Source organism: Candidatus Dechloromonas phosphoritropha (assembly GCA_016722705.1).
Classification (GTDB): domain Bacteria; phylum Pseudomonadota; class Gammaproteobacteria; order Burkholderiales; family Rhodocyclaceae; genus Azonexus; species Azonexus phosphoritrophus.
This window is the reverse complement of the sequence record JADKGN010000005.1, coordinates 212,185-238,917: the sequence shown is the minus strand read 5'-3', so window position 1 is coordinate 238,917 and position 26,733 is coordinate 212,185. Positions and strand designations below refer to the sequence as shown.

Below are 26,733 nucleotides of genomic sequence, written 5' to 3'. Positions count from 1 at the left end.
AAAGGCATCTTAATGTCGAACCCCCACACCCTCCCTGAAACCGTCGAGCTGCCGCTGCTCCCCCTGCGCGATGTCGTCGTCTTCCCGCACATGGTGATCCCGCTCTTCGTCGGTCGTCCGAAATCGATCAAGGCACTCGAAATGGCCATGGAAGGGGGCAAGAGCATTCTGCTGCTGGCCCAAAAATCGGCCGCCAAGGATGAACCGGAGCCAGAAGATCTTTACCGCATCGGTTGTCTGGCTAATATCCTGCAGATGCTCAAGCTGCCCGACGGCACCGTCAAGGTTCTGGTCGAAGGCACGCAGCGTGCTCGCGTCGAAGCCATCGAGGTGCAATCGTCCGTATTCATGGCGACGGCTGCCCCGTTGCCGCAATCCGGAGTCGACGACCACGAGATCGAGGCGATGCGCCGCGCCGTCGTTGCCCAGTTCGACCAGTTCGTCAAGCTGAACAAGAAAATTCCACCCGAGGTTCTGTCGTCGATCACGGGCATCGAGGACGCTGGACGCCTAGCGGACACCATTGCCGCCCATCTGCCGCTCAAGCTCGAGCAGAAGCAAGAGGTGCTGGAAATGGACAGCGTCCGCGAGCGCATCGACCGCCTGCTTTCGCAACTGGAATCGGAAATCGACATTCTCCAGGTCGAGAAGCGTATCCGTGGCCGCGTCAAGCGTCAGATGGAAAAGAGCCAGCGCGAGTATTACCTCAACGAGCAGGTCAAGGCAATCCAGAAGGAACTTGGCGAAGGCGAGGAAGGCGCCGACCTCGAGGAACTGGACCGCAAGATCAAGGCCGCGGGGATGAGCAGGGAAGGCCTGGCGAAGGCTCTCGGCGAGATAAAGAAGTTGCGCCTGATGTCGCCGATGTCGGCCGAAGCCACGGTCGTTCGCAACTTCATCGAGACTCTGGTCGGCTTGCCTTGGCGCAAGAAGACGCGGACCAATAAGGATCTGCGCGAGGCCGAGAGGGTACTAGATGCTGATCACTTCGGGTTGGAAAAGGTCAAGGAGCGGATTGTCGAGTATCTCGCCGTGCAGCAACGCGTTGATAAGGTCAAGGCCCCTATCCTCTGCCTCGTCGGTCCCCCGGGCGTTGGCAAGACCTCGCTCGGCCAGTCGATCGCCAGGGCAACCAACCGCAAGTTTGTGCGCATGGCGCTCGGCGGCGTACGCGACGAGGCCGAAATCCGTGGCCACCGCCGCACCTACATCGGTTCGATGCCGGGCAAGATCCTGCAGAGCCTGACCAAGGTCGGCGTGCGCAATCCGCTGTTCCTGCTCGACGAAGTCGACAAGCTGGGCCAGGACTTCCGCGGTGATCCCTCGTCGGCACTGCTCGAAGTGCTCGATCCGGAACAGAACCACACTTTCCAGGATCACTACGTTGAAGTCGACTTCGACCTCTCAGACGTTATGTTCGTGGCGACCGCCAATACGATGAACATCCCGGCACCGCTGCTCGACCGCATGGAAGTCATCCGCCTCTCCGGCTACACGGAGGACGAAAAGGTCAGTATCGCCATGCGCTATCTGCTGCCCAAGCAGTTGAAGAACAACGGTCTCAAGCTGACCGAACTGGCCGTCGCCGACAGCGCGGTCCGCGACATCGTCCGCTATTACACGCGGGAAGCCGGCGTTCGTGCGCTCGAGCGGGAAATCTCGAAAATCTGCCGCAAGGTCGTCAAGACGCTGGTTCTGAAGAAGCGCAGCAGCAAGATGCTGGTCAATGCCCGAAATCTGGACAAATTCCTCGGTGTCCGGCGTTACAGCTTCGGCATGGCTGAAAATGAAAACCAGATTGGCCAGGTCACCGGCTTGGCATGGACCGAAGTCGGCGGCGAACTGCTGACCATCGAGTGCGCCAACATGCCCGGAAAGGGCAACATCCTGCGCACCGGTTCGCTGGGCGACGTCATGAAGGAATCGGTCGAAGCCGCCCGGTCGGTCGTCCGCGCCCGCGCCCGTCGCCTTGGAATCCGGGACGAGGCCTTCGAGAAGACTGACATCCACATCCATGTACCGGAGGGCGCTACGCCCAAGGACGGCCCCTCTGCCGGCATCACCATGACCACGGCGTTGGTTTCAGCCTACACGGGTATTCCGGTCCGTTGCGACGTCTGCATGACCGGAGAGATTACGCTGCGGGGTGAGGTTCTCGCAATCGGCGGCCTTAAGGAAAAGCTGCTGGCAGCGGTGCGTGGAGGCCTCAAGACGGCGTTGATTCCGGAAGAGAACGTCAAGGATCTAGCCGAAATCCCGGATAACATCAAGAACAAGATCGAGATCGTGCCCGTCAAGTGGATCGACCAGGTACTTGAGAGGGCGCTGGCGCGCAAGCCGGAGGCATTGGCGGAGCAAGGCGATGATGGTACAGCGTTGGCGGCCGGTCCCGAGAATGCGCCTACACAAATGGTCCTTACCCATTGATTTGGAAAGGAAGCATGCCTGCGTACTGTGTTGGCCTGTTTACTGGCTTTATCGTGCCCGGCAAAACCTCCCAGAATCCGCTTGACACAAGGATTTCGGCAGAGATATAAATCGTTCCGCGAACAAATTTTGATGTCGTTTTTCCAACCTAAAGGGGATTCCATGAACAAATCTGAAATGGTCGACGCGATTGCTGCGCGTACCGAACTTTCCAAGGCAGCCTCCGCCCGCGCACTCGATGCCACGCTTACTGTCGTCAAGGACGCCCTCAAGGCTGGCGATAGCGTCAGCCTGATCGGCTTCGGCACTTTTTCCGTCGGCGAGCGCGCTGCCCGCACTGGGCGCAACCCACGTACCGGCGAGTCACTGAATATAGCGGCTGCCAAGGTGCCAAAGTTCACACCCGGCAAGACCCTCAAAGATGACCTCAACTGACCGGATTCGGGTGCTTAGCTCAGTTGGTAGAGCGCTAGCCTTACAAGCTGGATGTCGGGGGTTCGAACCCCTCAGCACCCACCAAAACTTAGCATCACCGAGTATCGCCCCATAGCAAAAGCCCCGGAAATTAAAGCATCCCGGGGGTTTTCTTGTAGCATCCCGTAACATCCAATACCATTCAAGTACCAACAAACGGTTGGTACACTAGCTGGTATATCCGATACCAGCAATGTTGATACCAACAGAAGGGATGATACGGGCATCGAAAAGCTGACCGCCGTTGTGGTCAAGAAAGTTAAGGCTGCCGACAAGGCTTTCAAGCTGACTGACCGCGGGGGCATGTTCATGCTGGTCGATCCCAAGGGCGGAAAGTATTGGCGCCTCGCCTATCGTTTCGCCAGGAAGCAGAAGAGACACTGGCCTGGGGATCTACCCCAAGGTGACGCTGGAAGCCGCTCGTAAGGCTCGCGATCAAGCGCGCGAACAGCTTCGTGACGAGGTTGATCTCTGCATGGTTCGCAAGGTTGGCAAGATTACCGCGCGCCTCAAGGCGGAAAAAAACTTCGAGGCCGTTGCGCGTGAGTGGCGCGGCAATCGCATGAATGCCACTGTTGTACACCCTCAAAAATAGTCTCTGACGATCAATGGCTTACGAAGGTGGCTAAAGGGATGGTCGCCCCTCCCAGAAACGGCATCAACATGCCAAAGTGGCGATAGCAATATTCCACTGAGGGAGAGGAGCGACCGAGATGAAGATTACGACAGTTGGCATTGATCTGGCGAAACAGGTTTTTCAGGTTCATGGCGTTGATGAACGGGGCAAGGTGGTACTCAAGAAGCAATTGAAGCGCGATCAGGTATTGCCGTTTTTTGCCAATTTCCAGTCCTGCCTGATCGGCATGGAAGCCTGTGGTGGCGCTCATTTTTGGGTGAACAAACTGCAGGCGATGGGCCATACGGTGAAACTGATGGCTCCGCAGTTTGTGAAGCCGTATGTAAAAAACAATAAGAATGATGTAGCCGACGCCGAGGCAATTTGTGAGGCGGCGGGTCGGCCAAACATACGTTTTGTGCCAATCAAGACCGGCGAGCAGCAGGCCGTTCTGGCACTGCATCGCGCCCGCCAAGGCTTCGTCAAGGCGAGAACAGCTCAGGCCAACCAGATTCGTGGTCTACTGGCCGAATACGGCATCATCATCCCACAAGGCATTGGGTACATCGGTAAGCGCCTACCTGAGGTTCTGGAGGATGGTGAGAATGGGTTGCCAGGCATGTTTCGCCAACTACTTGCACGCCTTGGTGACCACCTCAAAGAGTTGGACCGGCAGGTTCATGAGTTGGAAATACAAATCCAAGCGTGGCACCGGGAGAGCGTGGCGAGTAGAAAGTTAGCGCAGATTCCCGGCATTGGTCCGATCACGGCAAGCGCCCTGGTGGCATCGATCGGCAATGCGCGGAACTTTGAGAATGGCCGACAACTGGCGGCTTGGTTGGGGCTGGTGCCACGACAGAATTCCAGCGGCGGCAAGCAAACACTGTTGGGCATCAGCAAACGTGGCGACACGTATCTGCGGACCCTGCTGATCCACGGAGCTCGAGCCGTAATCCGTGTTGCCGAGCGCAAAGCAGCCTATACCGGAAGTTGGCTCGCAGAGGTTATGGGGCGACGTCACAAAAACGTGGCTGCGGTGGCACAGGTCAACAAGAACGCTCGAATTGTTTGAGCACTCTTGGCCCACGAGCGAGACTACGAACCCTGCTATGGATCGGCGGCATGAATACGGGTTATCCACCGTGCCGCTGCCCTACGGTCTAAAAGGACCTTCGGCTATCGGCCCCGTGGATAACCCTGCAAGGTAGCAATACAACGGCAGCAAACTTCAAGGAGAACCACCAATTGCACAGGCAATCATGACGTGATGGCGAGACAGGTCAGACCGGGATCGGTGAATGCTGCTGTGAACTTCGTACTTCGGGTACTGGAGGCTGTTGAGCGACCGATCTGCATATTCCATCAGGGACAGAGGCTGTGGCCTCGATCAAAGTCCGGATCTATGGCTGCAATCTCCACCTGTTGAACGTCACGGACTGAAGGCTTGGCAAACGAGGGGCGACCATCTATGTTCACAGCCCCTTGATTTGTGTAGTTTCCTGGCTTTTTGGAGTTTTTCCATAGCGACAGGAAACACGGTTCGGCTGTTGGATATCTGAGTTGGTGTGGGTGATCCGCGACAGATGAAGAAGGTCGAACACAAGCGGGTGGAATTGCTGACAATTGCCGTCTGTGCTGTGCTCTCAGGGGCGAATACCTTCGTCGAGATCGAAGCCTGGGCGAATGAGAAGGAAGCTTGGCTACGCCAGCATCTGACGCTTGAATACGGTATTCCCAGCCATGACACCTCAATCCTCGCAACTTAACACGAGGTCATACGGCAGGTTTATATGCATGAGACAAGTGAGGTTTCCGCTGATTTGGACGAGGTCGGCATCGATCAGGGATGAATTTCTGGAGGTTTTTGACGATTTCCGAGAAGATTTCCGTTGTGACCCAGGTGGTGATTTTCTGCACCCCTGCCAGGACCCGAGCCAAGAGTCGGCGTACGGTATTGAAGGCCAGTGTCCGATTCACTCGCCATTGTGAATTGCCGGCCAGCCTCTCCTCGGCAGCCAAACAGGAGGCCAAGGCGTTGAGATTGTCACCCACCGTCCTGGCAGGCGGCCAGCCAAGTCAGCCCGGACGTGTGCTCCAGATTGAGCCGGTGCTTGATACGCTTGAACGCCTCTCCGATACGCCAACAACTGTGATAAAGCGCCGAAAAGTCTGTGGCCGGATCCAACGAGGTATCAAGCAAGGACGTCATCACCCACCCGTAGCTGACCAGTCAGTGTCACCTGACGAATGGCAGCGCAACTTTTTTTCTGTAAAAGTTCTCAGGCGATTCCATTGGGATGGGCTCAGTCTTTGAGGTTGAGATAGATTTTCCCGGTCATCCAGTCCTCATCGCATTCGGCGAGGAGCGCTGAGACGAGGCGGAGGCAGGAAGCGGTGTTGGGGAAGATGGAAGCCACCCGGGTACGGCGTTTGATCTCGCGGTTAATGCGTTCGAGGCCGTTGGTCGTGCGCAACCGGACGCGTTGGGCCACTGGCCAATTAAAGACAGCGAAGCCCTCTGGCAGATTTTCCTCGCCCCACTGGGCAAGTTTGGGCGCCTCGGTCCGCCAGCCGCCTTATGTCTTTCTCGATGCGCGCTATGAGCGGGTGCGCGAGGGTGGCCAACTAGTCGATTGTGCCGTGCTGGTGGCGGTGGGCATCACGCACAGCGGTCATCGCCGGGTGCTCGGGGTTTCTGTTGCCTTGTCCGAGGCAGAGGTGCATTGGCGGGCTTTCCTGGATAGCCTGGTGCGGCGAGGACTCAAGGGCGTCAAGATGATCATCGCCGATGCACATGCCGGACTCAATGCGGCTCGCCGCGCGACCCTGCCCAGCGTGCCTTGGCAACGTTGCCAGTTCCACCTGCAACAGAACGCGCAGTCGTATGTCACACGTCTCGATCAGCGCAAACCCGTGGCGCAGCGGATTCGGGCGATCTTCAATGCGCCGGATAAAAGCGAAGCGGAGCGCCTCTTGCGTCAGGCGATCGAGGGCTCATCGAGCGGTCGCTCACGCCAGACGGCCAAACCCGCATCCAGTTGTTCGGCAGCGCGACTCACCTGCGTCGACGAAATCGACACCGCTGGCCCAAGCAAGGCTTGCAGGACGGTGATCACCTTGCGTGTGGAAACCCCCTGTACATACATTTCGGCCAAGGCGATATTGAGCGCCTGCTCGGTACGCGACCCTTTCTCCAAGGCGCTGGGATAGAAGCCACCGCCGCGCACCTGAGGGACGTCAAAGGTCAGTTCGCCGACGCGGGTCATCATCGTTTTGGGCTTGAAGCCGTTGGCGTAATCAGTGCGCTCGACGGTACGTTCATGGGGTTGGGCATTGAGAAAAAGGTTGCGCTCGATCCGGCTGGCCTCGTTGACTAGGATACGCAGGGCTTCGCCGGCGCCATCCAGACCGTTGTTTAGCAGCGCCGCAAAAGCGGCATCCAGAGGGTGATGTTCTACGCGTTGTGCCATGCTGTCGATTCTTTCGTGGGAATGGCTAAGAATGCCCCGAAGAAATCGCCTGCGGGAGTAGCCTGTCAATGTTTCGCCAGTCAAGTCCAAAATCTGCTGTAAATACTCTTCGATCCGATGAATGACGAATGGTTTTCAGCTAGCGAGGGCAACAACGTTGTTGCCCTCGCTAGCTGCGGCGCGGGAAGCCGCCCACTCCTTGAATTCATCCATGTCGAGGTACTTCCGTTCCTGCCAAGCCTCATTCTGTTCGGCCAGCAGAGCGCCGATCAGGCGCAAGGCTGACTCGTCGTTGGGGAAGATGCGGATCACGCGCTCCCGCCGGCGAATTTCCTCGTTGAGCCGCTCCTGCATGTTCGTTGTGCGTAGCCGCTTGCGATACTTCTCGGGCAAGACCATTACCGCCATGGCATCCTCGAATCCTGCTTCGAGGCAGGCCACCGCTTTGGGGGCGCTCTTGGCGAAGCGCTCGGTGAATTCCGCCAGGCGGCGCTTGGCCTCGACCAAATCGGGCGCCTGCAGCACGAGCTTGACGGCAGCTGCCACCTCGGCGCGGTGGCGGGTGTTGCATTGGCCCAGAATGTTGCGCATCAGATGCACCTGACAGCGTTGCCAGCTGGCCCCTGAAAGTGCCGCGCTGCCGCTTCACGCAGGCCGCCGTGGTCGTCCGAGATGATGAACTGCGTGCCCTTGAGGCCGCGCCCTCTGAGCCAGCGGAAGGTCTCGTCCCAGGTGGCGAAGCTCTCGGTGTCGCCGATCCGCACGCCCAGAATCTCCCGGAAGCCATCGGAGCGGATGCCTGAGACGGTCAGCACGGCACGCGAAACCACACGATCTTCTTGCCGACTCTTGATCAACAGGGCATCGACCAGCACGAAGGGATACTCGCCGTCCAGCCGCCGTTCGTTGAACGCGCTGACCCGCGGTTCCAGTCCGGCGCACAGTGCGCTCACCATCGATTTGGAGAAGCTGGCGCCGCACAGCTCTTCGGTGATCGCCGAGACCTTGCGCGTCGAGACACCGTGCACGACCATTTCCATGAGCGCCAGAACGAAGGCCTGCTCGCTCCGCTGGTAGCGCTTGAAGATGTCCGTCGAAAAGCTGCCGTCCCGCGTCTGCGGCACCAGCAGCGTCACCGGCCCAACCCGCGTGTAAAGGGTGCGTGGCCGGTAGCCGTTGCGATAGCCGGCCCGTTCGTCCGTGCGCTCGTGCCGCGTCGCCCCCAGCGTTTCCGTCACCTGCGCCTCCAGTACTTGATTGAGCACCGCTTCCACCAGTTTCGCCAGCCCGTCCTGCCCGTTTAAAAGCACTGGCAGCAAGTCCGTTCCTACGCTAACCTCATACCCAGTCATCGCTTCTCTCCTTCGGTTATCGATCGTCTCGCAACGTCAGTTTACCGAATCGAAGCGGTGGCTACCTGCCACCCGATTTACAGCAGTTTAGGGACTCAATCGTTTCGCCGCGCGGCTGTGCCGTCCTCCGCGCTTCGGGCGCTACGCGCCCTCATCGCTCCGGCCAGCACAGCCACGCAAAACCAACAGGCAAAGAATTTACAGAACGGATGTTGCACTAACTGACGAATCCGACGAACCGTAGAAGGCTGCCGCGGACACTCATAGTTAATGGCATCCTGACGGTGGGGTGGCGGCAATGTCACCTGCGCCTCATCGAGGCCGGATCGCATGAACTGGGGGATGGCGGAAAAAGAAGCGGACGAATCACAGCGCATGCAAAAAGGGAATACCCCGATGCCGCAGGGCCGCGACCAGCCAGGCCCCCGGATATCCCCGATCAAGCACCAACATGTCCTGGGCACCGAGCCGGTCAAGCCGCTCAAACAACATCTGACGTTCGCCGATCAGCGAACTGTGCAAAATCAGCGAGTCGAACAATGCGATCCCTGGTCGAAACAAACCGAAGATCACCACCTCCCGAATATGGCGTCGCCCTTCTGGGTCAAGCAAGGTCAGGCGAACCTTCGATGCATCTGCCGCCAAGACCCGCAAGCCTTGCTCGTCGGGCTGCTGAGGAATGACCTCATCGACCAGACGCAACAGTTCCACATTGAGCAGATCGAAGGGATTGACGAGTAGATGGCGACGCGCCTTCGAGAAGGCACTGGCCGTGATCACCCGACACAGACGGGTTCTTCCGGCAAGCAGGGCAAAGAAGGAATCGAACTCAGCCTGAACTGCGCCGCGAATACCGGTAAGCAGGAATGCGATCAGATTTGTGGAGGGCAACACACGGTTTTGGGTGAAAAACCGGGGGTCACGTCGGGCGGCGCCAAGGAAATCAGCACCATGAATGTAGTCCGTCAGCTGAGAAACGATATTGGCATATTTAGACCGCCATATAAAATCTATTTATATCAATTGGTTACAGGATATATCATATCCTGGCGCGGCATGATGACGAAGTTAAGCAAACTAGATGATAAACGCTAACTCAAGAGGATTGCATGACACCTTCGGTCGGCTTTTTGCGGCGATTGATCCTGATCAGTTCAGCGCTGCCTTTGTGCGTTGGATCCGCCAGGTTTTGCCGACACTGACGAACGGCGAAGTCATCGCCATTGATGGCAAGACCAGCCGTTGCTCGGGAGGCGTCGACGCCACGCCCCTGCCTCTGGTCAGCGCCTTTGCCGCGGGCGCTGGCCTGGTACTCGGACAACGGGCAACCCCCGCCAAGTCGAACGAGAAGACGGCGATTCCCGAACTGCTGGCGACGCTGGCGCTGGAAGGCTGCGTCGCGACCATTGACGCCATGGGGACGCAAGCGACGATTGCACAAGCCAATCGGGTGCGGGGAGCGAGCTATGTTCCGGCAGTCAAGGACAATCAGCCGATGCTGGCCGAATCGATCAAGGATTTCTGGCAGGCCTTTGAGACGACGCCGGACAAGACAGCGCATCAGGCTCACGACGTTGTCGAAAAGGATCATGGTCGCCTGGAGGTGTGTCGCTGCACGGTATTCAACCTAAGCCGGACGAGCCGGAACCAAACAGGTATTACGATAGAAGCCTGACGAATGACCGAGGAGGCGATCATGTTGGCGATGGCTCTGGCGGAACGATACGCGACGAACATGCATGGTGTGCTTTCGTGCTTTGACCGGATCATTATCACCGGCACGCTGCCTGGTGCGTGCTACGCGGCAGGAATGACGAGTTATTTGTACACGCACGGAATTCGGGTATTCGACTACCCGCGATTTGCCGAGCCGCTGCGAGATCGCATTCGTGAGCGTGCGCAGGAGGTGTGTCTGGCGGCGGGTATTGAAATCGCGCACGTCAGCAAAAGCCATATTCGCAAGGAAGAGTTGGTCGCGCGAGTGCTCGCCGGTCGCGGCGACGCACCGGGTTTGGTGCATGTGCTCTCGGCCATGGAAGCCTGTCCGAGCTACAAACCGTGGCATGACAAAGGCAGTGGCAAGACTTACCTGCGCCCCGATCAAGGCAAGTGCCTGCACGACTACTTCTATTTCATCGACGAGGAACTGGGGTTGTGCTACCTGCGTGTGCCGACGTGGGCACCGTTCGGGTTGCAGTTCTACTGTAATGGTCACAGCGCTCTGGCAAGAACTCTGACGCGAGAAAGGATCGACTTCCTCCAGCAGGACAACGCCTTCCTGCGTGTCGCCGACATCGCGCAGGCGCAGGCGCTGGCGGATGCGTTCAGTCCCGACGTACTTCACCCGCGACTGGATCGCTATGCGCAGTGGTTGTGCCCAGTGCTTGACGTCTTTGGATCCTCGTATCACTGGAGCTTGCGCCAAGTCGAATACTCCACCGACCTGATGTTTCGCAGTGAGCAGATATTGGTTCCACTGTATGACGCCATTTCGCGCCAAGCGGTCTTGGCCGCCAACGCAGAACGCGTCTCCAGCTTTCTGGGCAAGAAGGTCACGCCACAACTGGCCCAGGAGATCGGTTCCCGGTTGTCCACCCGTATCGAGGGGCGCTGCATCAAGCACACCATGGGCGCCGCTGGCGTCAAGGTGTATGACAAATTCTCCCGCGTACTGCGGGTCGAAACGACCGTCAATGACGTGAGTTTCTTCAAACACCACCGCAAGGTGGAACACAAGGACAGGCACGCCACCCGAGAATTGGCGCCCCTGAAGAAGACAATCTATAGCCTGATCGACCTGCGCGACATCCTGCTCGGCTGCAACCAACGTTACCTGGCGTTCCTCTCCAGCCTCGATGACCCCAGTGCCGGCGAGCGTGACTTGGAGCGATTGAGCATGCCACGGTTGGGGGCGGCTCCCGGTGTCAAAGGGGTGAACTTCTTTGATCCTGCCGAGAAAGCCTTGCTGCAAACCATGCAACGCGGCGAGTTCAACATTCACGGTTGGCGTCGTGCCGATCTTCTCAGCTATCTGAAGCTCACTCCGTCCGCCATGTCGCGCCAACTTGCCCGACTGCGTACGCTCGGCTTGATCAAGAAAGTCACTCATACCTATCGCTACTACCTCACTCGATTGGGACGTTCAGTCGTCGCTGCGGCCTGCTCATTGACCCGCTTCAACATAGTGCCAACCATGGCTTGCGCATCCTGAATTCTTCTCATGATTTGTGATGATTGAACTGGTTAGTGACTAAATATGGCCGCGCCGCTTTTTATGGATTTTTATGTTGCATAAAATATCAAGTTAACAACGAAAAGCTAGTGACAGAGCGGCTTCTAGCTAGGGTGTGTTGACGATTGAGTCCCTAAACTGCTGTAAATCGGGTGGCAGGTAGCCACCGCTTCGATTCGGTAAACTGACGTTGCGAGACGATCGATAACCGAAGGAGAGAAGCGATGACTGGGTATGAGGTTAGCGTAGGAACGGACTTGCTGCCAGGGCTTTTAAACGGGCAGGACGGGCTGGCGAAACTGGTGGAAGCGGTGCTCAATCAAGTACTGGAGGCGCAGGTGACGGAAACGCTGGGGGCGACGCGGCACGAGCGCACGGACGAACGGGCCGGCTATCGCAACGGCTACCGGCCACGCACCCTTTACACGCGGGTTGGGCCGGTGACGCTGCTGGTGCCGCAGACGCGGGACGGCAGCTTTTCGACGGACATCTTCAAGCGCTACCAGCGGAGCGAGCAGGCCTTCGTTCTGGCGCTCATGGAAATGGTCGTGCACGGTGTCTCGACGCGCAAGGTCTCGGCGATCACCGAAGAGCTGTGCGGCGCCAGCTTCTCCAAATCGATGGTGAGCGCACTGTGCGCCGGACTGGAACCGCGGGTCAGCGCGTTCAACGAACGGCGGCTGGACGGCGAGTATCCCTTCGTGCTGGTCGATGCCCTGTTGATCAAGAGTCGGCAAGAAGATCGTGTGGTTTCGCGTGCCGTGCTGACCGTCTCAGGCATCCGCTCCGATGGCTTCCGGGAGATTCTGGGCGTGCGGATCGGCGACACCGAGAGCTTCGCCACCTGGGACGAGACCTTCCGCTGGCTCAGAGGGCGCGGCCTCAAGGGCACGCAGTTCATCATCTCGGACGACCACGGCGGCCTGCGTGAAGCGGCAGCGCGGCACTTTCAGGGGGCCAGCTGGCAACGCTGTCAGGTGCATCTGATGCGCAACATTCTGGGCCAATGCAACACCCGCCACCGCGCCGAGGTGGCAGCTGCCGTCAAGCTCGTGCTGCAGGCGCCCGATTTGGTCGAGGCCAAGCGCCGCCTGGCGGAATTCACCGAGCGCTTCGCCAAGAGCGCCCCCAAAGCGGTGGCCTGCCTCGAAGCAGGATTCGAGGATGCCATGGCGGTAATGGTCTTGCCCGAGAAGTATCGCAAGCGGCTACGCACAACGAACATGCAGGAGCGGCTCAACGAGGAAATTCGCCGGCGGGAGCGCGTGATCCGCATCTTCCCCAACGACGAGTCAGCCTTGCGCCTGATCGGCGCTCTGCTGGCCGAACAGAACGAGGCTTGGCAGGAACGGAAGTACCTCGACATGGATGAATTCAAGGAGTGGGCGGCTTCCCGCGCCGCAGCTAGCGAGGGCAACAACGTTGTTGCCCTCGCTAGCTGAAAACCATTCGTCATTCATCGGATCGAAGAGTATTTACAGCAGATTTTGGACTTGACTGACATTTTTGACATGACGTGCGTTGACCAGTAGTACGGTGAAACCGCGTGACTCCAGCAACTCGAACAAGGGAATCCAGTAAACCCCCGTGGATTCCATGGCAACGATGTCGACTCGGCAGGCTTTGAGCCAATCGGCGATGTCATTGAGATCGACAGTGAAGCTGGGAAATTCGCGCACCGATGAATCGTCCCGGTCAGGCGGTACGGACACAAAATGAGAGGCGCTGCCGATATCGATACCGGCGGCATTCGGATGGGTGATCGTCAAGTTCACTCGGGACTTGCACGGCTTGAGACTGACTTTGGCGTTACGTCGGGACATGGTGGGCTCCATCATTCAGGGGGAATGTGGCGCCGCATCGGGTACGTCGTCTAGCTCACTCTCTCAAACGGGATATCGGCGCGTCGGCTATGAACCGCCACGTCAATTCACCAATATCGATGACGTCGCCCAGGACCACGCTCATACGCGGGCATTTAGCACCATTGTCTTACCGGTCTTCAGCGGCACCACGCACACTGTGCCACATCTACGGCACACCGTGTTTCTTCGGCGCGATTTGCGGCAGTGGGCCGATTACTTCGCTCATTTGAGGATGTGCATTTGGCGTAGGAATCAGGCAGGCTGCGGTTTCTGAGACATTGAGGAGAGTCACTCGATGGGTGAGTGGAAGCGGAAGGTAGCAAAGTCGCGTGAAATGCGTCTGTCCTGCGCTGGAGTGCAGACGGCGGGAGGCCGGGTGCAGGTGCGCTGGGAGTCTGAAAGCGCGGCGACGCCGATGGGGCAACTGGCGTACTTCATTGAATTTCTTACGCTCACTAGACTGTGGTCGGGCTGGCAGGAAGACTATCCGCTGCCATACGTCAGTCCGAACGCACCGAGCAAAGCTGAAGTGTTGGGCACCTGGATGCTGTCGATCCTTTCGGGTCACAGACGCTACTCGCACGTCACCGCGATCCGCTGCGACGGCGTCAATCCAGGGCTCCTGGGCATGAGGAAAGTGATCTGCGAAGATGCGCTGCGTCGGGCATTGGCGGCAACCCCAGAAGCCGAAGGCGTCGCCTGGCTGGACGGACACCTGAACGAGAGCACGGCGCCATTGCTCGATGCACCCTGGATTCTCGATGTCGACACCACCGTGAAGCCCCTCTACGGCAAGCAGGAAGGGGCGGTCGTCTCTTACAACCCAAAGAAGCCGGGGCGCCCCTCGCACACCTATCACACCTACCTCATGGCCGGCCTGCGGTTGGTCGTTGGCGCCGAGGTCAAGGCGGGTGACGAACACTCGGGCAGTCACAGTCTGCCGGGTCTGCTGAGAATTCTGGATGCCCTGCCACCCAAGCGGCGCCCCAAGATGGTTCGCGGCGATTGCGGCTTCGGCTCCGATCCCTTCATCGCGCCGCTGGAAGAGCGGGGGCAGCCTTACCTCTTCAAGCTGCGCCTGTCGAAGAACGTCAAGCGCCACATTGAGCGTGTCTTCTGGGAAACCGGCTGGACCGATGCAGGTCAGGGATGGGAAGGCAAGGACGGCCGTCTGAGCCTGTCCGGGTGGAAGGCGTCTCGACGGGTGGTGATTCTGCGCCGTCCCCTCAAGGGCGCAATGATGATTGCTCAGGAGGACGATGGTCAAGGACTGCTCGGCTTTGTCGAGACCGACCGCAAGACCGGCAAACAAGCGACAGGCTACGAGTATGCCGTCCTGGTCACCAACCTCGATCACGAGATTCTTTCGCTGGGGCAACTCTATCGAGATCGGGCCGATGCGGAGAACGCCTTCGACGAACTGAAGAATCAGTGGGGATGGGGTGGATTCACGACGCACGACCTGCATCGTTGCCAGCTCTCGGCAAGAGCGGTGGCGCTCATCTACGACCAAAGGAAGTCCCCGTGGGACAACTGCTGGAGTCTCTTCGTCCGACTGGCCAACCCGGAGGTCCGCCGCGAGGCCATCACCAGCAGGCCGTGGTTGATGTCCGCGGTCGGCCGCAAAACCGAGCATGCCGGACAGACGACGATCACCCTCACTGGTTTGCACGCGCATTTCGGCCAGGCCCGTGAGGTTCTGCAACGTGTCTCAGCGCAACTTCAGGCTTGGGCAGCATGCGCTGCGGAGCAGTTGAACTTGACCACCGTCTGGAACCTCGTCTGCGATCATTTCAAGCGCACCCTGGCCGGCGTCGGACCGCCTCAATCTCGCCGATTACTCGCAAATCATGCGAATGGAATCGGCTAACTGCGGTTTTTAGTCACTAACCAGTTCAATCATCACAAATCATGAGAAGAATTCAGGATGCGCAAGCCATGGTTGGCACTATGTTGAAGCGGGTCAATGAGCAGGCCGCAGCGACGACTGAACGCCCCAATCGAGTGAGGTAGTAGCGATAGGTATGAGTGACTTTCTTGATCAAGCCGAGCGTACGCAGTCGGGCAAGTTGGCGCGACATGGCGGACGGAGTGAGCTTCAGATAGCTGAGAAGATCGGCACGACGCCAACCGTGAATGTTGAACTCGCCGCGTTGCATGGTTTGCAGCAAGGCTTTCTCGGCAGGATCAAAGAAGTTCACCCCTTTGACACCGGGAGCCGCCCCCAACCGTGGCATGCTCAATCGCTCCAAGTCACGCTCGCCGGCACTGGGGTCATCGAGGCTGGAGAGGAACGCCAGGTAACGTTGGTTGCAGCCGAGCAGGATGTCGCGCAGGTCGATCAGGCTATAGATTGTCTTCTTCAGGGGCGCCAATTCTCGGGTGGCGTGCCTGTCCTTGTGTTCCACCTTGCGGTGGTGTTTGAAGAAACTCACGTCATTGACGGTCGTTTCGACCCGCAGTACGCGGGAGAATTTGTCATACACCTTGACGCCAGCGGCGCCCATGGTGTGCTTGATGCAGCGCCCCTCGATACGGGTGGACAACCGGGAACCGATCTCCTGGGCCAGTTGTGGCGTGACCTTCTTGCCCAGAAAGCTGGAGACGCGTTCTGCGTTGGCGGCCAAGACCGCTTGGCGCGAAATGGCGTCATACAGTGGAACCCATATCTGCTCACTGCGAAACATCAGGTCGGTGGAGTATTCGACTTGGCGCAGGCTCCAGTGATACGAGGATCCAAAGACGTCAAGCACTGGGCACAACCACTGCGCATAGCGATCCAGTCGCGGGTGAAGTACGTCGGGACTGAACGCATCCGCCAGCGCCTGCGCCTGCGCGATGTCGGCGACACGCAGGAAGGCGTTGTCCTGCTGGAGGAAGTCGATCCTTTCTCGCGTCAGAGTTCTTGCCAGAGCGCTGTGACCATTACAGTAGAACTGCAACCCGAACGGTGCCCACGTCGGCACACGCAGGTAGCACAACCCCAGTTCCTCGTCGATGAAATAGAAGTAGTCGTGCAGGCACTTGCCTTGATCGGGGCGCAGGTAAGTCTTGCCACTGCCTTTGTCATGCCACGGTTTGTAGCTCGGACAGGCTTCCATGGCCGAGAGCACATGCACCAAACCCGGTGCGTCGCCGCGACCGGCGAGCACTCGCGCGACCAACTCTTCCTTGCGAATATGGCTTTTGCTGACGTGCTCGATTTCAATACCCGCCGCCAGACACACCTCCTGCGCACGCTCACGAATGCGATCTCGCAGCGGCTCGGCAAATCGCGGGTAGTCGAATACCCGAATTCCGTGCGTGTACAAATAACTCGTCATTCCTGCCGCGTAGCACGCACCAGGCAGCGTGCCGGTGATAATGATCCGGTCAAAGCACGAAAGCACACCATGCATGTTCGTCGCGTATCGTTCCGCCAGAGCCATCGCCAACATGATCGCCTCCTCGGTCATTCGTCAGGCTTCTATCGTAATACCTGTTTGGTTCCGGCTCGTCCGGCTTAGGTTCAATCAACTGGACTGCTTGCATGCCCCTGAGCGTTGGCCCGATCTGCAGTCGTTCGCGGTCGTCACCACCGAGCGCACGGTCCGTGGAAAAACATCGTATGAGCGGTGTTGCTACCTTATTCCACTTCGCGATAGAGAGAGTGATAATAGTGCCATGAGTTTTCTGGGAGAAGATCGTGGCGCGAAAGGCGGGAGGAGCGGATCAACTGGCCTCGGCGCAGGAGTTGTTGCGCAAGGCGAAGACGGCCGATGAATTGAGGGCGGCGCAGGCGGTGGTACTACCGCTAGAGCTGGGTCTATCGCTGGCGCAGACCGCAAAGGCAATCGGCCGTTCGGTCGGGGCAACGTGCAATCTGCGCACGCGCTACTGCAAGGTGGCACGTCATGAACGGGAGGCGCCACGACCGAAGCGAGCACTGCGCAACCGCGCCAATGCGACGCTGGAGCGCGAGGCGCAGATTCTTGACGAGGTTCTGGAGGGCGCGATGCGCGGCGGGGTGGTGGTCGTTGCGCCGCTCAAGGAGAAAATCGCGGAGCACCTGGGCAAGCCGGTGGCGCTCTCTACAATCTACCGGATGTTGGCGCGCAATGGTTGGCGCAAGTTGGCCCCGGATACCGCCCATACCAAGGGAGATACCGCCGCCAGCGAAGACTGGAAAACAAACTCCAGGGGAGGTTGGATCAAATCGTAGCCACCTGGGGCGAGGACCGACCGCTGCGGCTGATCTTCCAGGACGAGGCACGGTTCGGACGAATCTCGGACACCCGCTACTGCTGGTGCCGCCGGCCTGCCCGGCCGCTCGTCTGCGCCATGGTGACGCAGCAATACACCTACGCCTATGGTGCGGTGAGTCCGCAGGACGGTCGCTTCGATAGTCTGGTGCTGCCGCATGTCAATTCCGAATGCATGCAGATCTTCTTTGACGAAATCGCCAGTCGCTATCCGGACGACAACGTGGTCATGGTGCTCGATGGTGCCGGCTGGCATAGGAGCAACGACTTCCGTCTGCCCGACAATCTGCGCCTGCTGTTCCCCCCTACGTCAGAATAGTTGTCGCCTCGATAGAATCTCCCCCTGGGGCGGCGACAAAGGATGGAAATGGCAAGGTATTCAGAGAAGTTCAAAGGTAGAGCGGTAGCACGATTGTTGGCGCCGGAAAATGCAGCAATAGATGTGGTGGCCCGTGAAGTAGGCATTGGTTCGGGAACCCTTGAGCGTTGGCGAGATGACGCGCAGTCCATGCCCGCCCGAGGGCGGGCATGGACTGTGGCGGCGCGCCTGGAGGCGGTGATCGTCACTGCGGCGCTGGACGAAACCAGCAAAAGCGCGTGGTGTCGAGAGCACGGCGTTTATCCGGACGAGCTGATCAAATGGTGGGCCAGCGCCACGACAGCGTTGGCCGAACCGGAAGAAGTCAGAGCCAGCCCGCAAGCAACCCGACAAGACCGCAAACGCATCAAGGAACTCGAACGCGAATTGCTACGCAAGGACCGGGCACTCGCTGAAACCGCTGCCCTGCTGGTTCTCTCAAAAAAAGTCGCGGCGATCTTCAACAAAGGCGAGGCCGAATGATCGGCCTTGAAGATCGCCAAGCCTTGGCCCAAGACATCCATGCCGCCCATGTCGCCGGTGCTCGGCTCAGGCTTGCCTGCGCGAGGTAGCCGGCATCGAGTTACGCACCTTGCAACGCTGGAAAGCCATTGAGGGCGACATCTGCGCAGATCGCCGGCCCTTGTCCATGCGCCCGACGCCCAGGCACGCGCTCAGTGAGGCCGAACGCACGCAGGTGCTTGCCGTGGCCAACGAGCCACGCTTTGCGGCCGTGCCGCCAGCGCGCATGGTGCCGATGCTGGCTGATGAAGGGATTTACCTGGCCAGCGAATCCACCTTCAGCCGAGTGCTGCGTGAGCACGGTCAAACCACCCTCCGAGGACGGGCCAAGGCGCCCAGGCAACAGCGAGTGCCGACCACGCACATTGCCACCACGCCGCGCCAGGTGTGGTGCTGGGACATGACTTATCTGCCAGGCAAGGTTAAGGGGCACTGGTTTCACCTTTATCTCATCCTCGACCTGTATAGCCGCAAGATTGTCGGCTGGGAGGTGCACGGCAGCGATCACGCCGACCATGCCGCGCATCTGGTGCGCCGTACGGCGCTCGCCGAGGGGATTGCCGCACTCGCGACCAAGCCTGTTCTGCACGGCGACAACGGCTCGACGCTCAAGGCCACGACGGTGCTGGCGATGCTCAACTGGCTGGGAGTCAGGCCCTCGTATTCTCGACCCCGAGTCAGTGATGACAATGCTTACGCGGAATCGCTGTTTCGGACGGCCAAATACCGCCCTGAGTTTCCTGCTAACGGCTTTGCCGAGCTCAACGACGCCAGGACCTGGGCAGTCAGCTTCGTGCACTGGTACAACGTCGAGCATCGGCACAGTGGCATTCGTTATGTCAGCCCAGCCCAGCGCCATGCCGGCGAGGATCTCGCCATTCTCGCGGCCCGACATGCCGTCTATACCTCAGCGCGTGATCTGAACCCGGCGCGCTGGACTGGTCAGACACGAAATTGGACGCCGGTCGGTGTAGTGACCCTCAATCCAGAACGCGATTGCATCGCCAACGCGCATCTGGAAGACAAGCTTATTCCGCCATTGGCTGCATGACCGAGGCGACAACTATCTTGACGCGCGCCGAGGTGCACCGCCTTATCGCCGCTGCTTCCGATGCCTTTCGCGAACAACTCCTAACCTGAATGTTTCATAAACGCTCTGGCACCGAATTGTGGTTTCGCGTGACTGGATTTTCGAATTTTCGGCAAGAATTTCCCGTACCCCAAGTTTGGGTCAGAGAGGTAGTCAGTTGTTGGTCAGGGTGGGGGCGCTGTCTCGTAGGCCAGACGTGACCGGTCAAGGAGAGGCCAGCATGGGGCGTGCCCTCACATTGGGATAGAGATTCCGGCAGAGTTGGGCGAGCAGCACCTTGACCGTGCAGGCGCTGGGCAGATGTAGCAGCACCCGGTCCTTGTACTGCTTGACGCGGGCGGCGACCTTGAACAACTTGAGGATGACCGTCCTGGGCTGGGCCGTCGTCAGCGCCGTGTTTTGCAGCCCGAGTTGTCTCAATTGATGATGCAGGACATAAGCCGCCGCCGTCAGCAACAGCCGGCCGAAGTTGGCGAGGAAGGTTTGCGCCGATGTCCGATCCGATTTCAGGTCACACTTGATCTGTTTGATCAGATTCTCGGCCTGTCCGCGCCCGCAGTAGTCCTGCTGGTAGAGCGTTCGTGCCGAGGGTCCGCACAGCGTCGTGACGACGAAACGGGCATTATCCTTGGCCGGCAATCCCACGTCCGCCGGCAGGACTTCGGCCTTGACCACGACGCGAAAGGCCTGCGGCCAGGACTGGGCGCCATACTCGAAGTCGCCGAACGGCGGACCGCCGCGACAGGTCGCCCCAGTTTTTTGGCGTTCAACGACTGATGCAGCGCGAGGTGGCCGCGCGCATTCCTCATCAAGCCCTCGGCCTTGCGCAGCAGGACCTTGTTGCCCCCCAGGCCAAAGATAAAGTCGGCGTTGCCAACAGCCAGGATCAAGGCCATCAGTTCAGGATTAGAGAAGTGACCATCGCCGCGCAGCAGGATATGGGTCTGCGGCCAGTGCTGGCGTAATACCGTCAGCACCCGCTTCATGATCATGGCGTTCTCGGCGCCGGTCGGGCGCCTGCCAGGACGCAGCACCGCCGTCACCAAGGCGCCCGAATGGGCCTCGAACACCAGCAAAGGCAGGTAGCAGTGATGTCCATAGTGGTGGTTGTAGAAGGACAGCGCTTGCTGGCCGTAGGTGGCATCGTCCGTGTGGTCGAGGTCCAGGGTGATGGTGGCCGGCGCTTCGGCATAGCCGGTGACGAACTGCTCCACCAGAGCGCGAGCCAGACGGTAAATATCGCTGCGGCGCAACGATCCCTCCAGACGGGAGTGGGTGCTGCCGGAGGCCAGGGCATTGTCGGCATCGAGCGGCGCACGGCCGGCGGCCAGTTTGAACAGCGGATCGTACCGCAGGCTGTTGGCGTCGTTGCCGTCCTCGTAGCCGGAGGCGATCTGAAAGACCCGCTGCGTCAGCAGGTCGCGCAGGGATGGGTGATGTAGCTGGGGTAGCGGCTATCGGTGATGGCCCGGGTCAGCCGATCGATGAGGCCGATGCGTCGATCCAGCGTGGACAGGATCAAGGTACCCAAGTCGGAGGAGACATCGCCGCCAGTGAAATCAGCGCGGATCGTGAAGCCGGCAGCGGGCGGAAAGCGCAGTTGTTCTGCGGCAATATGCGCAGCAGGGCGGGTACGGATAGTCATTTTTTACGAACTGGTTTCTTGATAACTCCAATTGTATCAAATACTTAGCGTGCTATCTGCCCTCTTTATGCAGCATCTGGGCTAGGTCTTGTATAAGATTCATGCGATTGCCTTGGCCCCACTGACCCAGCTCGCTCAGTGCATGTCGACGGCAAACTGTTTTAGCACATCCAGCGGCACCACTTCCAGCGCCGCCTCGTTGGTCGAATTGAGGACGACACGCGGCGCCTTGCCGGCCTTGTACGCTTCGACCCAGCGCGCCGCGCACAGGCACCAGCGCTGTCCCGGCTCGAGGCCGGGAAAATCGTATTCGGGGCGCGGGGTCGACAGGTCGTTACCGCGCGCTTGCGAAAATTCGAGAAATTCGGCGGTCAGCTCGACGCAGATGGTGTGGCTGCCGAGGTCTTCCTCCGACGTGTTGCAGCAGCCGTCGCGGAAGAATCCGGTCAGCGGCCGGTCGCCGCAGGTCAGCAACGGCCCGCCGAGCACGTTGAACTGACTGCCATGCCCGGGAAAATCGCGCGCCTTCATGAGACCTCGTCGATCCACGCCTGCTGGATCGCTTCGAGAATCTTCTCGCCGCAGCGCCCGGGATCATCGTCGAAGTCGTCCAGCGCCATCACCCAGTCGCGCAGATCGACGAAATTGACCTTGAGCGGATCCTGGTCCGGGTGCGCCTCGCTCAATTCGATGGCGATATCGCTGATGTCTGTCCATTTCATTTGCGGTGGCCCTCCTTCGCCATATTGATACTGTACTTTGGAATTTCGACCACCAGCGGGGTTGACCGCACCAGGGCCTGGCAGCCGAGGCGCGAATTGGGCTCCAGACCCCACGCCTTGTCGAGCAGATCTTCCTCCTCTTCCTCGGCCTGGTCCAGCGAATCGAAGCCCTCGCGCACGATGACGTGGCAGGTAGTGCAGGCGCAGGACATCTCGCAGGCGTGTTCCAGTTCGATCCCGTTCTCCAGCAAGTTCTCGCAGATGGACTTGCCCTCTTCCGCCTCGATCAGCGCGCCGTCGGGGCAGCTTTCGACGTGCGGCAGGACGACTATTTGCGTCATGCGTGGTCTCCCAGCTTGATGTCATCAACTTTGCGGCCAGCCAGCGCGCGGTTGACGCTCTGGTTCATGCGGCGATGCGCGAATTCCTGGGTTTCGAAGCCAAGGTCGTCCATCGCCAGATTGATCAGGCGGCGGTTGTCGCCAACTGTGGCGCGCCGCAGTTTTTCGATGCTCGCGTTGATTTTCACAGTTTCGGTCTCGTCAAGCAGGTGCGGATCTTCTTTCAGCGCCGCCACGGTCGCCTCGATCATGCGCTGTGCCTCGACCTGCGCTTCCTTGAGCGCGCGGTTGATCGCATCGTCCTTCACGTGCTCCATCGAATCCTTGAGCATGCTGGCGATTTCATCGTCGGAAAGCCCGTACGACGGCTTGACGACGACGCTGGATTCGACGCCGGTCGTCTGTTCGCGTGCGGCTACCGATAGCAGGCCGTCGGCATCGACCTGGAAGGTGACGCGGATACGCGCCGCACCAGCCACCATCGGCGGGATGCCGCGCAGTTCGAAGCGCGCCAGCGAACGGCAGTCGCTGACCAGTTCGCGTTCGCCCTGGACGACGTGGATCGCCATCGCCGTCTGGCCGTCCTTGAAGGTCGTGAATTCCTGGGCGCGCGCGGTCGGGATGGTCGAATTGCGCGCAATCACTTTCTCGGTCAGACCGCCCATCATCTCCAGCCCGAGCGACAACGGAATCACGTCAAGCAGCAGCCAGTCGTCCTTGCCGGTCTTGTTGCCGACCAGCAGATTGGCCTGCGTCGCCGCGCCGAGCGCTACCACCTTATCCGGATCAAGATTGGTCAGCGGCTCCTGGCGGAAAAAATCGCCGACCGCCTTCTGGACCTGCGGCATGCGCGTCGCTCCACCGACCATGACTACGCCCTTGACATCCTCGGCGCGCAGACCGGCATCGCGCAAGGCCTTCTTGACCGGCTGCAGCGTCTTGGAAATCAGGGTCTGAGCGATCACCGCAAAGTTCGCGACATCGAGTTTCAGATCGACCATCTCGCCAGTCGACAAGCGCGCCGTGATCGGCGCTTCCGGGTTGACGGTCAGGAATTCCTTGGCCTCGCGGCAGCGCATCATCAGCAGGCGCCCATCCTCGGGCGACAGCGGCTGCAACCTGGCCTGCTCAATAGCCCAGCAAAAAATGCGGTGATCGAAGTCGTCGCCACCGAGCGCCGAATCGCCGCCGGTCGCCATCACCTCGAAAACGCCGGTAGTCAGTTTCAGGATCGAGATATCGAAGGTGCCACCGCCAAGGTCATAGACCGCATAGACGCCTTCCGCCGCGTTGTCCAGCCCGTAGGCGATGGCCGCCGCGGTCGGCTCGTTGAGCAGGCGCAGGACATTAAGTCCGGCCAGGCGCGCCGCATCCTTGGTCGCCTGGCGCTGTGCGTCGTCGAAATAGGCCGGCACCGTGATCACCGCGCCGACCAGATCGCCGCCGAGCGCCACCTCAGCGCGCGCCTTGAGGCTGCCCAGAATGACGGCTGAAACCTCGACCGGGCTTTTCACCCCGGCCACCGTCCTGACCTTGACCATGCCCGGCGCCTCGATGAACTCATAGGGCATCGATTCGACGTGCGAAATATCCTTCAGCCCGCGCCCCATGAAGCGCTTGACCGAAGCAATTGTGTTCCTGGGGTCGCTCGCCTGGCGGGTCTGCGCGTCGTAGCCAACGGCGGTCGTGCCATTCGCCTGGTAACGGACGATCGACGGCAGCAGGGGCCGCCCTTGCTCGTCGTTGATGACCACGGCAATACCGCTGCGCACGGTGGCAACCAGCGAATTGGTGGTACCGAGATCGATACCGGCTGCCAGCTTGTGTTCGTGGGGGGCCGCCGACTCACCGGGTTCGGCAATTTGAAACAGGGCCATTGTCATTCTTCCAGCGATGCCAGCGCGTCGTCGATTTCGTGCAGGAGTTTTTCGAGGAACATCAGGCGGCGGACGCGATCGGTGGCACCATCGAGGGCGCCAACATCGTCCAGCAGCACCGCCAATTCGCTGTAGCGGCCGTTGATGTCGCCACGCAGACGGTGGTGCAGATGTTCCAGTTCGTGGTGATCGCCGCCGTTGCGCGCTTCCATGACCGCTTCCCGCCATTCCATCTGTTCCATGAGGAATTCGGCCGGCATTGCCGTGTTAGTCTCGGCCTGCAAGTCGTGGCCGGCCAGATGGAGCAGGTATTTGGCGCGCTCCAGAGGGTTTTTCAGGGTCTGGTACGCCTCATTGGCGTGTATAGCCCACTGCATCGAAACGCGGCGCTCGGCATCGCTGGCATTGGCGAAGCGATCCGGATGCACCCGCGCCTGAATGTCGCGATAGCGGGAATCCAAGTCCGACAGGTCGAGCCGGAATCGGTGATTCAGTCCGAACAGGGCGAAATGATCGGCGCGCAGATCCATCAGACGTTAAACGATTCGCCGCAGCCGCATTGGTCCTTGACGTTCGGATTGTTGAACTGGAAGCCCTCGTTCAATCCCTCGCGAGCATAGTCGAGTTCCATCCCGTCAAGGTAGGGCAGGCTCTTGGCATCGACGAAAACCTTGACGCCGTTGCTCTCGAAAACCAGATCCTCGGGGCTCACCTCGTCGACGAACTCCAGTTTGTAGGCCATACCGGAACAGCCGCTCGTCCGCACGCCAAGGCGCAGGCCGAGACCCTTGCCGCGCTTGACCAGATAGCTGGCGACGTGTTTCGCCGCCTTGTCGCTCAAGGTGACTGCCATGCTCATTCTCCGTGCTTCTTCTTGTAATCGGCCACCGCAGCCTTGATGGCGTCCTCGGCCAGGATCGAACAGTGGATCTTGACCGGCGGCAGGGCCAGTTCCTCGGCGATTTCGGTATTTTTGATCGACAACGCCTGGTCGACCGTCTTGCCCTTGACCCATTCGGTCACCAGCGACGACGAGGCGATAGCCGAGCCGCAACCGTAGGTCTTGAACTTGGCGTCCTCGATGACGCCGGATTTGTTGACCTTGATCTGCAGCTTCATCACATCACCGCAGGCGGGCGCGCCAACCATTCCGGTACCGATCCCGTCGTCTTCCTTGCCGAAGGAACCGACGTTGCGTGGATTCTCATAATGATCAATGACTTTTACGCTATAGCTCATGTTGTATCTCCTTCTATTATCTTAGTGCGCTGCCCATTGAACGGTGTCGAGATCGATACCGTCCTTGAACATTTCCCACAGCGGAGAAAGCTCGCGCAATTTGCCAACTTTGGCCTTCAAAAGCTTGATTGCGTAGTCAATCTCCTCTTCCGTCGTGAAGCGGCCGATGCTGAAACGGATCGAACTGTGCGCCAACTCGTCATTGCGCCCAAGCGCACGCAACACGTAGGACGGTTCCAGGCTGGCCGAGGTACAGGCCGAACCGGACGAAACCGCCAGATCCTTGATCGCCATGATCATCGACTCGCCTTCGACATAGGCGAAGCTGATATTCAGGTTGTGGACGACGCGGTGCTCGAGGTCGCCATTGACAAAGGTCGCCTCCATGTCGCTCAGGCCATTAAGCAGGCGGTCGCGCAGCGCACCGACTCGCTTGCTTTCGACAGCCATTTCTTCCTTGGCCAAGCGGAATGCCTCGCCCATGCCGACGATCTGGTGCGTCGCCAGTGTACCGGAACGGAAACCGCGCTCGTGACCGCCACCATGCATCTGCGCTTCGAGGCGGATGCGCGGCTTGCGCCGGACATACAGCGCGCCGATCCCCTTCGGGCCATAGGTCTTGTGGGCGCAGAAACTCATCAGATCGACCTTGAGCTCCTGCAGATCGATATCGACCTTGCCGGTTGCCTGCGCCGCATCGACGTGGAAGATCACGCCCTTGGCACGGCATATTTCGCCCAGTTCGGCGATCGGCTGGATGACGCCGATTTCGTTATTGACCATCATCACCGAGGCGAGCACTGTATCGGGGCGGAGCGCCGCTCTGAAGGCCTCAAGATCAACCAGGCCGTTTTCCTGAACTTCGAGATAGGTCGCTTCGAATCCCTGACGCTCCATTTCGCGCACCGTATCGAGCACAGCCTTATGTTCGGTCTGGACCGTGATGATGTGCTTGCCTTTGGTGCGGGCGTAGAAATGCGCGGCGCCCTTGATCGCCAGGTTGTTGGATTCGGTGGCGCCGGAAGTCCAGACGATCTCCTTGGGGTCGGCATTGACCAGTGCCGCTACCTGCTCGCGCGCCTCCTCGACTGCCGCTTCCGCTACCCAGCCGAAGCTGTGTGAACGCGACGCCGGATTGCCGAAATGCTCGACCAGGTAGGGAATCATTTTCTCTGCCACGCGCAGGTCGACCGGCGTGGTGGCCGAGTAATCCATATAGATGGGGAGTTTCATCCTATTTCTCGCTTTGGTTAATTCAATCG

General features: G+C 59.5%; 24 protein-coding genes, 1 tRNA gene and 5 pseudogenes. 14 read left to right on the top strand and 16 right to left on the bottom strand.

Annotated elements, in window-relative coordinates; translation table 11 throughout:
- Nucleotides 1-12 precede the first annotated feature (12 nt).
- The 6 genes from lon (at nucleotide 13) to IPP03_20770 (ending at nucleotide 5,283) form a co-directional block, all read left to right on the top strand.
- Nucleotides 13-2,427 carry an endopeptidase La gene (gene lon / locus IPP03_20795; GenBank protein MBL0354952.1) on the top strand — a complete coding sequence of 805 codons (2,415 nt, stop codon included), beginning with the start codon at nucleotides 13-15 and terminating at the stop codon, nucleotides 2,425-2,427.
- Nucleotides 2,428-2,589: 162 nt separating this feature from the next.
- A complete protein-coding gene (locus tag IPP03_20790; GenBank protein ID MBL0354951.1) occupies nucleotides 2,590-2,862 on the top strand; it encodes an HU family DNA-binding protein in 273 nt (90 codons plus the stop codon).
- An 8-nt stretch (nucleotides 2,863-2,870) separates the two neighbouring features.
- Nucleotides 2,871-2,946 (top strand) — tRNA-Val (locus IPP03_20785).
- Nucleotides 2,947-3,304: 358 nt separating this feature from the next.
- Nucleotides 3,305-3,496 carry a hypothetical protein gene (locus tag IPP03_20780; protein ID MBL0354950.1) on the top strand — a complete coding sequence of 64 codons (192 nt, stop codon included), beginning with the start codon at nucleotides 3,305-3,307 and terminating at the stop codon, nucleotides 3,494-3,496.
- Nucleotides 3,497-3,614: 118 nt separating this feature from the next.
- Complete coding sequence (locus tag IPP03_20775; GenBank protein ID MBL0354949.1) at nucleotides 3,615-4,589, top strand: IS110 family transposase; 975 nt, start codon at nucleotides 3,615-3,617, stop codon at nucleotides 4,587-4,589.
- A gap of 511 nt (nucleotides 4,590-5,100) precedes the next feature.
- Nucleotides 5,101-5,283 carry a transposase family protein gene (locus tag IPP03_20770; protein ID MBL0354948.1) on the top strand — a complete coding sequence of 61 codons (183 nt, stop codon included), beginning with the start codon at nucleotides 5,101-5,103 and terminating at the stop codon, nucleotides 5,281-5,283.
- A gap of 278 nt (nucleotides 5,284-5,561) precedes the next feature.
- On the opposite strand, the gene IPP03_20765 is transcribed toward IPP03_20770, so the two are convergent.
- Together IPP03_20765 and IPP03_20760 are read right to left on the bottom strand one after the other, a co-directional pair.
- A complete protein-coding gene (locus IPP03_20765; GenBank protein ID MBL0354947.1) occupies nucleotides 5,562-5,726 on the bottom strand; it encodes a hypothetical protein in 165 nt (54 codons plus the stop codon).
- Nucleotides 5,727-5,820: 94 nt separating this feature from the next.
- Nucleotides 5,821-6,042, bottom strand: coding sequence for a transposase (locus IPP03_20760; protein MBL0354946.1), 222 nt, complete (start codon nucleotides 6,040-6,042; stop codon nucleotides 5,821-5,823).
- Between the two features lie 49 nt (nucleotides 6,043-6,091).
- On the opposite strand from IPP03_20760, the pseudogene IPP03_20755 reads away from it, so the two are divergent.
- Nucleotides 6,092-6,505, top strand: a pseudogene (locus IPP03_20755) (transposase).
- Here the strand turns inward: IPP03_20755 and IPP03_20750 are convergent.
- The 3 genes and pseudogenes from IPP03_20750 to IPP03_20740 all read right to left on the bottom strand — a co-directional run bounded on the left by IPP03_20750 (nucleotide 6,496) and on the right by IPP03_20740 (nucleotide 9,230).
- Nucleotides 6,496-6,987, bottom strand: coding sequence for a transposase (locus IPP03_20750; GenBank protein ID MBL0354945.1), 492 nt, complete (start codon nucleotides 6,985-6,987; stop codon nucleotides 6,496-6,498). The pseudogene IPP03_20755 and the gene IPP03_20750 sit on opposite strands and share 10 nt — an antisense overlap.
- A gap of 135 nt (nucleotides 6,988-7,122) precedes the next feature.
- Nucleotides 7,123-8,339 (bottom strand): annotated as a pseudogene (locus IPP03_20745) (IS256 family transposase).
- 366 nt (nucleotides 8,340-8,705) lie between these two features.
- Nucleotides 8,706-9,230 (bottom strand): hypothetical protein, encoded by a 525-nt coding sequence (locus tag IPP03_20740; GenBank protein MBL0354944.1) that lies wholly within the window; start codon nucleotides 9,228-9,230, stop codon nucleotides 8,706-8,708.
- Between the two features lie 214 nt (nucleotides 9,231-9,444).
- On the opposite strand from IPP03_20740, the gene IPP03_20735 reads away from it, so the two are divergent.
- The 3 genes from IPP03_20735 to IPP03_20725 all read left to right on the top strand — a co-directional run bounded on the left by IPP03_20735 (nucleotide 9,445) and on the right by IPP03_20725 (nucleotide 13,013).
- Complete coding sequence (locus IPP03_20735; protein ID MBL0354943.1) at nucleotides 9,445-10,014, top strand: ISAs1 family transposase; 570 nt, start codon at nucleotides 9,445-9,447, stop codon at nucleotides 10,012-10,014.
- Between the two features lie 3 nt (nucleotides 10,015-10,017).
- On the top strand, nucleotides 10,018-11,550 hold the full coding sequence (locus IPP03_20730) for a MarR family transcriptional regulator (GenBank protein ID MBL0354942.1): 1,533 nt from the start codon (nucleotides 10,018-10,020) through the stop codon (nucleotides 11,548-11,550).
- A gap of 245 nt (nucleotides 11,551-11,795) precedes the next feature.
- Entirely contained in the window at nucleotides 11,796-13,013 is a 1,218-nt protein-coding gene (locus tag IPP03_20725; GenBank protein ID MBL0354941.1) for an IS256 family transposase, read from the top strand.
- A gap of 54 nt (nucleotides 13,014-13,067) precedes the next feature.
- Here the strand turns inward: IPP03_20725 and IPP03_20720 are convergent.
- Nucleotides 13,068-13,394 (bottom strand): annotated as a pseudogene (locus IPP03_20720) (transposase).
- A 337-nt stretch (nucleotides 13,395-13,731) separates the two neighbouring features.
- Here IPP03_20720 and IPP03_20715 point away from each other — a divergent pair.
- Nucleotides 13,732-15,306 (top strand): transposase, encoded by a 1,575-nt coding sequence (locus IPP03_20715; protein MBL0354940.1) that lies wholly within the window; start codon nucleotides 13,732-13,734, stop codon nucleotides 15,304-15,306.
- A 52-nt stretch (nucleotides 15,307-15,358) separates the two neighbouring features.
- Here IPP03_20715 and IPP03_20710 read toward each other — a convergent pair whose 3' ends face one another.
- Nucleotides 15,359-16,891 (bottom strand): MarR family transcriptional regulator, encoded by a 1,533-nt coding sequence (locus IPP03_20710; GenBank protein MBL0354939.1) that lies wholly within the window; start codon nucleotides 16,889-16,891, stop codon nucleotides 15,359-15,361.
- A 230-nt stretch (nucleotides 16,892-17,121) separates the two neighbouring features.
- Here IPP03_20710 and IPP03_20705 point away from each other — a divergent pair, with 230 nt between their 5' ends.
- From IPP03_20705 to IPP03_20695, 3 genes and pseudogenes are all read left to right on the top strand, one after another.
- Nucleotides 17,122-17,637, top strand: a complete 516-nt coding sequence (locus IPP03_20705; protein MBL0354938.1) for a winged helix-turn-helix domain-containing protein — start codon at nucleotides 17,122-17,124, stop codon at nucleotides 17,635-17,637.
- A 32-nt stretch (nucleotides 17,638-17,669) separates the two neighbouring features.
- Nucleotides 17,670-17,996 carry a transposase gene (locus tag IPP03_20700; protein MBL0354937.1) on the top strand — a complete coding sequence of 109 codons (327 nt, stop codon included), beginning with the start codon at nucleotides 17,670-17,672 and terminating at the stop codon, nucleotides 17,994-17,996.
- A 48-nt stretch (nucleotides 17,997-18,044) separates the two neighbouring features.
- Nucleotides 18,045-19,608: pseudogene (locus IPP03_20695) on the top strand (IS3 family transposase).
- A gap of 243 nt (nucleotides 19,609-19,851) precedes the next feature.
- Here IPP03_20695 and IPP03_20690 read toward each other — a convergent pair.
- The 9 genes and pseudogenes from IPP03_20690 to IPP03_20650 form a co-directional block, all read right to left on the bottom strand.
- A pseudogene (locus IPP03_20690) lies at nucleotides 19,852-21,292 on the bottom strand (IS1380 family transposase).
- Between the two features lie 135 nt (nucleotides 21,293-21,427).
- On the bottom strand, nucleotides 21,428-21,823 hold the full coding sequence (locus IPP03_20685) for a DUF2237 domain-containing protein (protein ID MBL0354936.1): 396 nt from the start codon (nucleotides 21,821-21,823) through the stop codon (nucleotides 21,428-21,430).
- Nucleotides 21,820-22,014, bottom strand: coding sequence for a Fe-S cluster assembly protein IscX (gene iscX, locus IPP03_20680; protein MBL0354935.1), 195 nt, complete (start codon nucleotides 22,012-22,014; stop codon nucleotides 21,820-21,822). The genes IPP03_20685 and iscX overlap by 4 nt, the downstream gene beginning before the upstream one ends.
- The gene (gene fdx, locus IPP03_20675) at nucleotides 22,011-22,355 is read right to left on the bottom strand and encodes an ISC system 2Fe-2S type ferredoxin (protein ID MBL0354934.1); all 345 of its coding nucleotides are present in this window, start codon (nucleotides 22,353-22,355) and stop codon (nucleotides 22,011-22,013) included. The genes iscX and fdx overlap by 4 nt, the downstream gene beginning before the upstream one ends.
- Entirely contained in the window at nucleotides 22,352-24,232 is a 1,881-nt protein-coding gene (gene hscA, locus IPP03_20670) for a Fe-S protein assembly chaperone HscA (GenBank protein MBL0354933.1), read from the bottom strand. Before hscA ends, fdx begins: the two co-directional genes overlap by 4 nt.
- A 2-nt stretch (nucleotides 24,233-24,234) precedes the next feature.
- A complete protein-coding gene (gene hscB / locus IPP03_20665) occupies nucleotides 24,235-24,762 on the bottom strand; it encodes a Fe-S protein assembly co-chaperone HscB (protein MBL0354932.1) in 528 nt (175 codons plus the stop codon).
- Nucleotides 24,762-25,085 carry an iron-sulfur cluster assembly protein IscA gene (gene iscA / locus IPP03_20660; GenBank protein ID MBL0354931.1) on the bottom strand — a complete coding sequence of 108 codons (324 nt, stop codon included), beginning with the start codon at nucleotides 25,083-25,085 and terminating at the stop codon, nucleotides 24,762-24,764. Before iscA ends, hscB begins: the two co-directional genes overlap by 1 nt.
- Nucleotides 25,086-25,087: 2 nt before the next feature.
- Entirely contained in the window at nucleotides 25,088-25,471 is a 384-nt protein-coding gene (iscU, locus tag IPP03_20655) for a Fe-S cluster assembly scaffold IscU (protein MBL0354930.1), read from the bottom strand.
- A gap of 21 nt (nucleotides 25,472-25,492) precedes the next feature.
- The gene (locus tag IPP03_20650; GenBank protein ID MBL0354929.1) at nucleotides 25,493-26,704 is read right to left on the bottom strand and encodes an IscS subfamily cysteine desulfurase; all 1,212 of its coding nucleotides are present in this window, start codon (nucleotides 26,702-26,704) and stop codon (nucleotides 25,493-25,495) included.
- Nucleotides 26,705-26,733 lie beyond the last annotated feature (29 nt).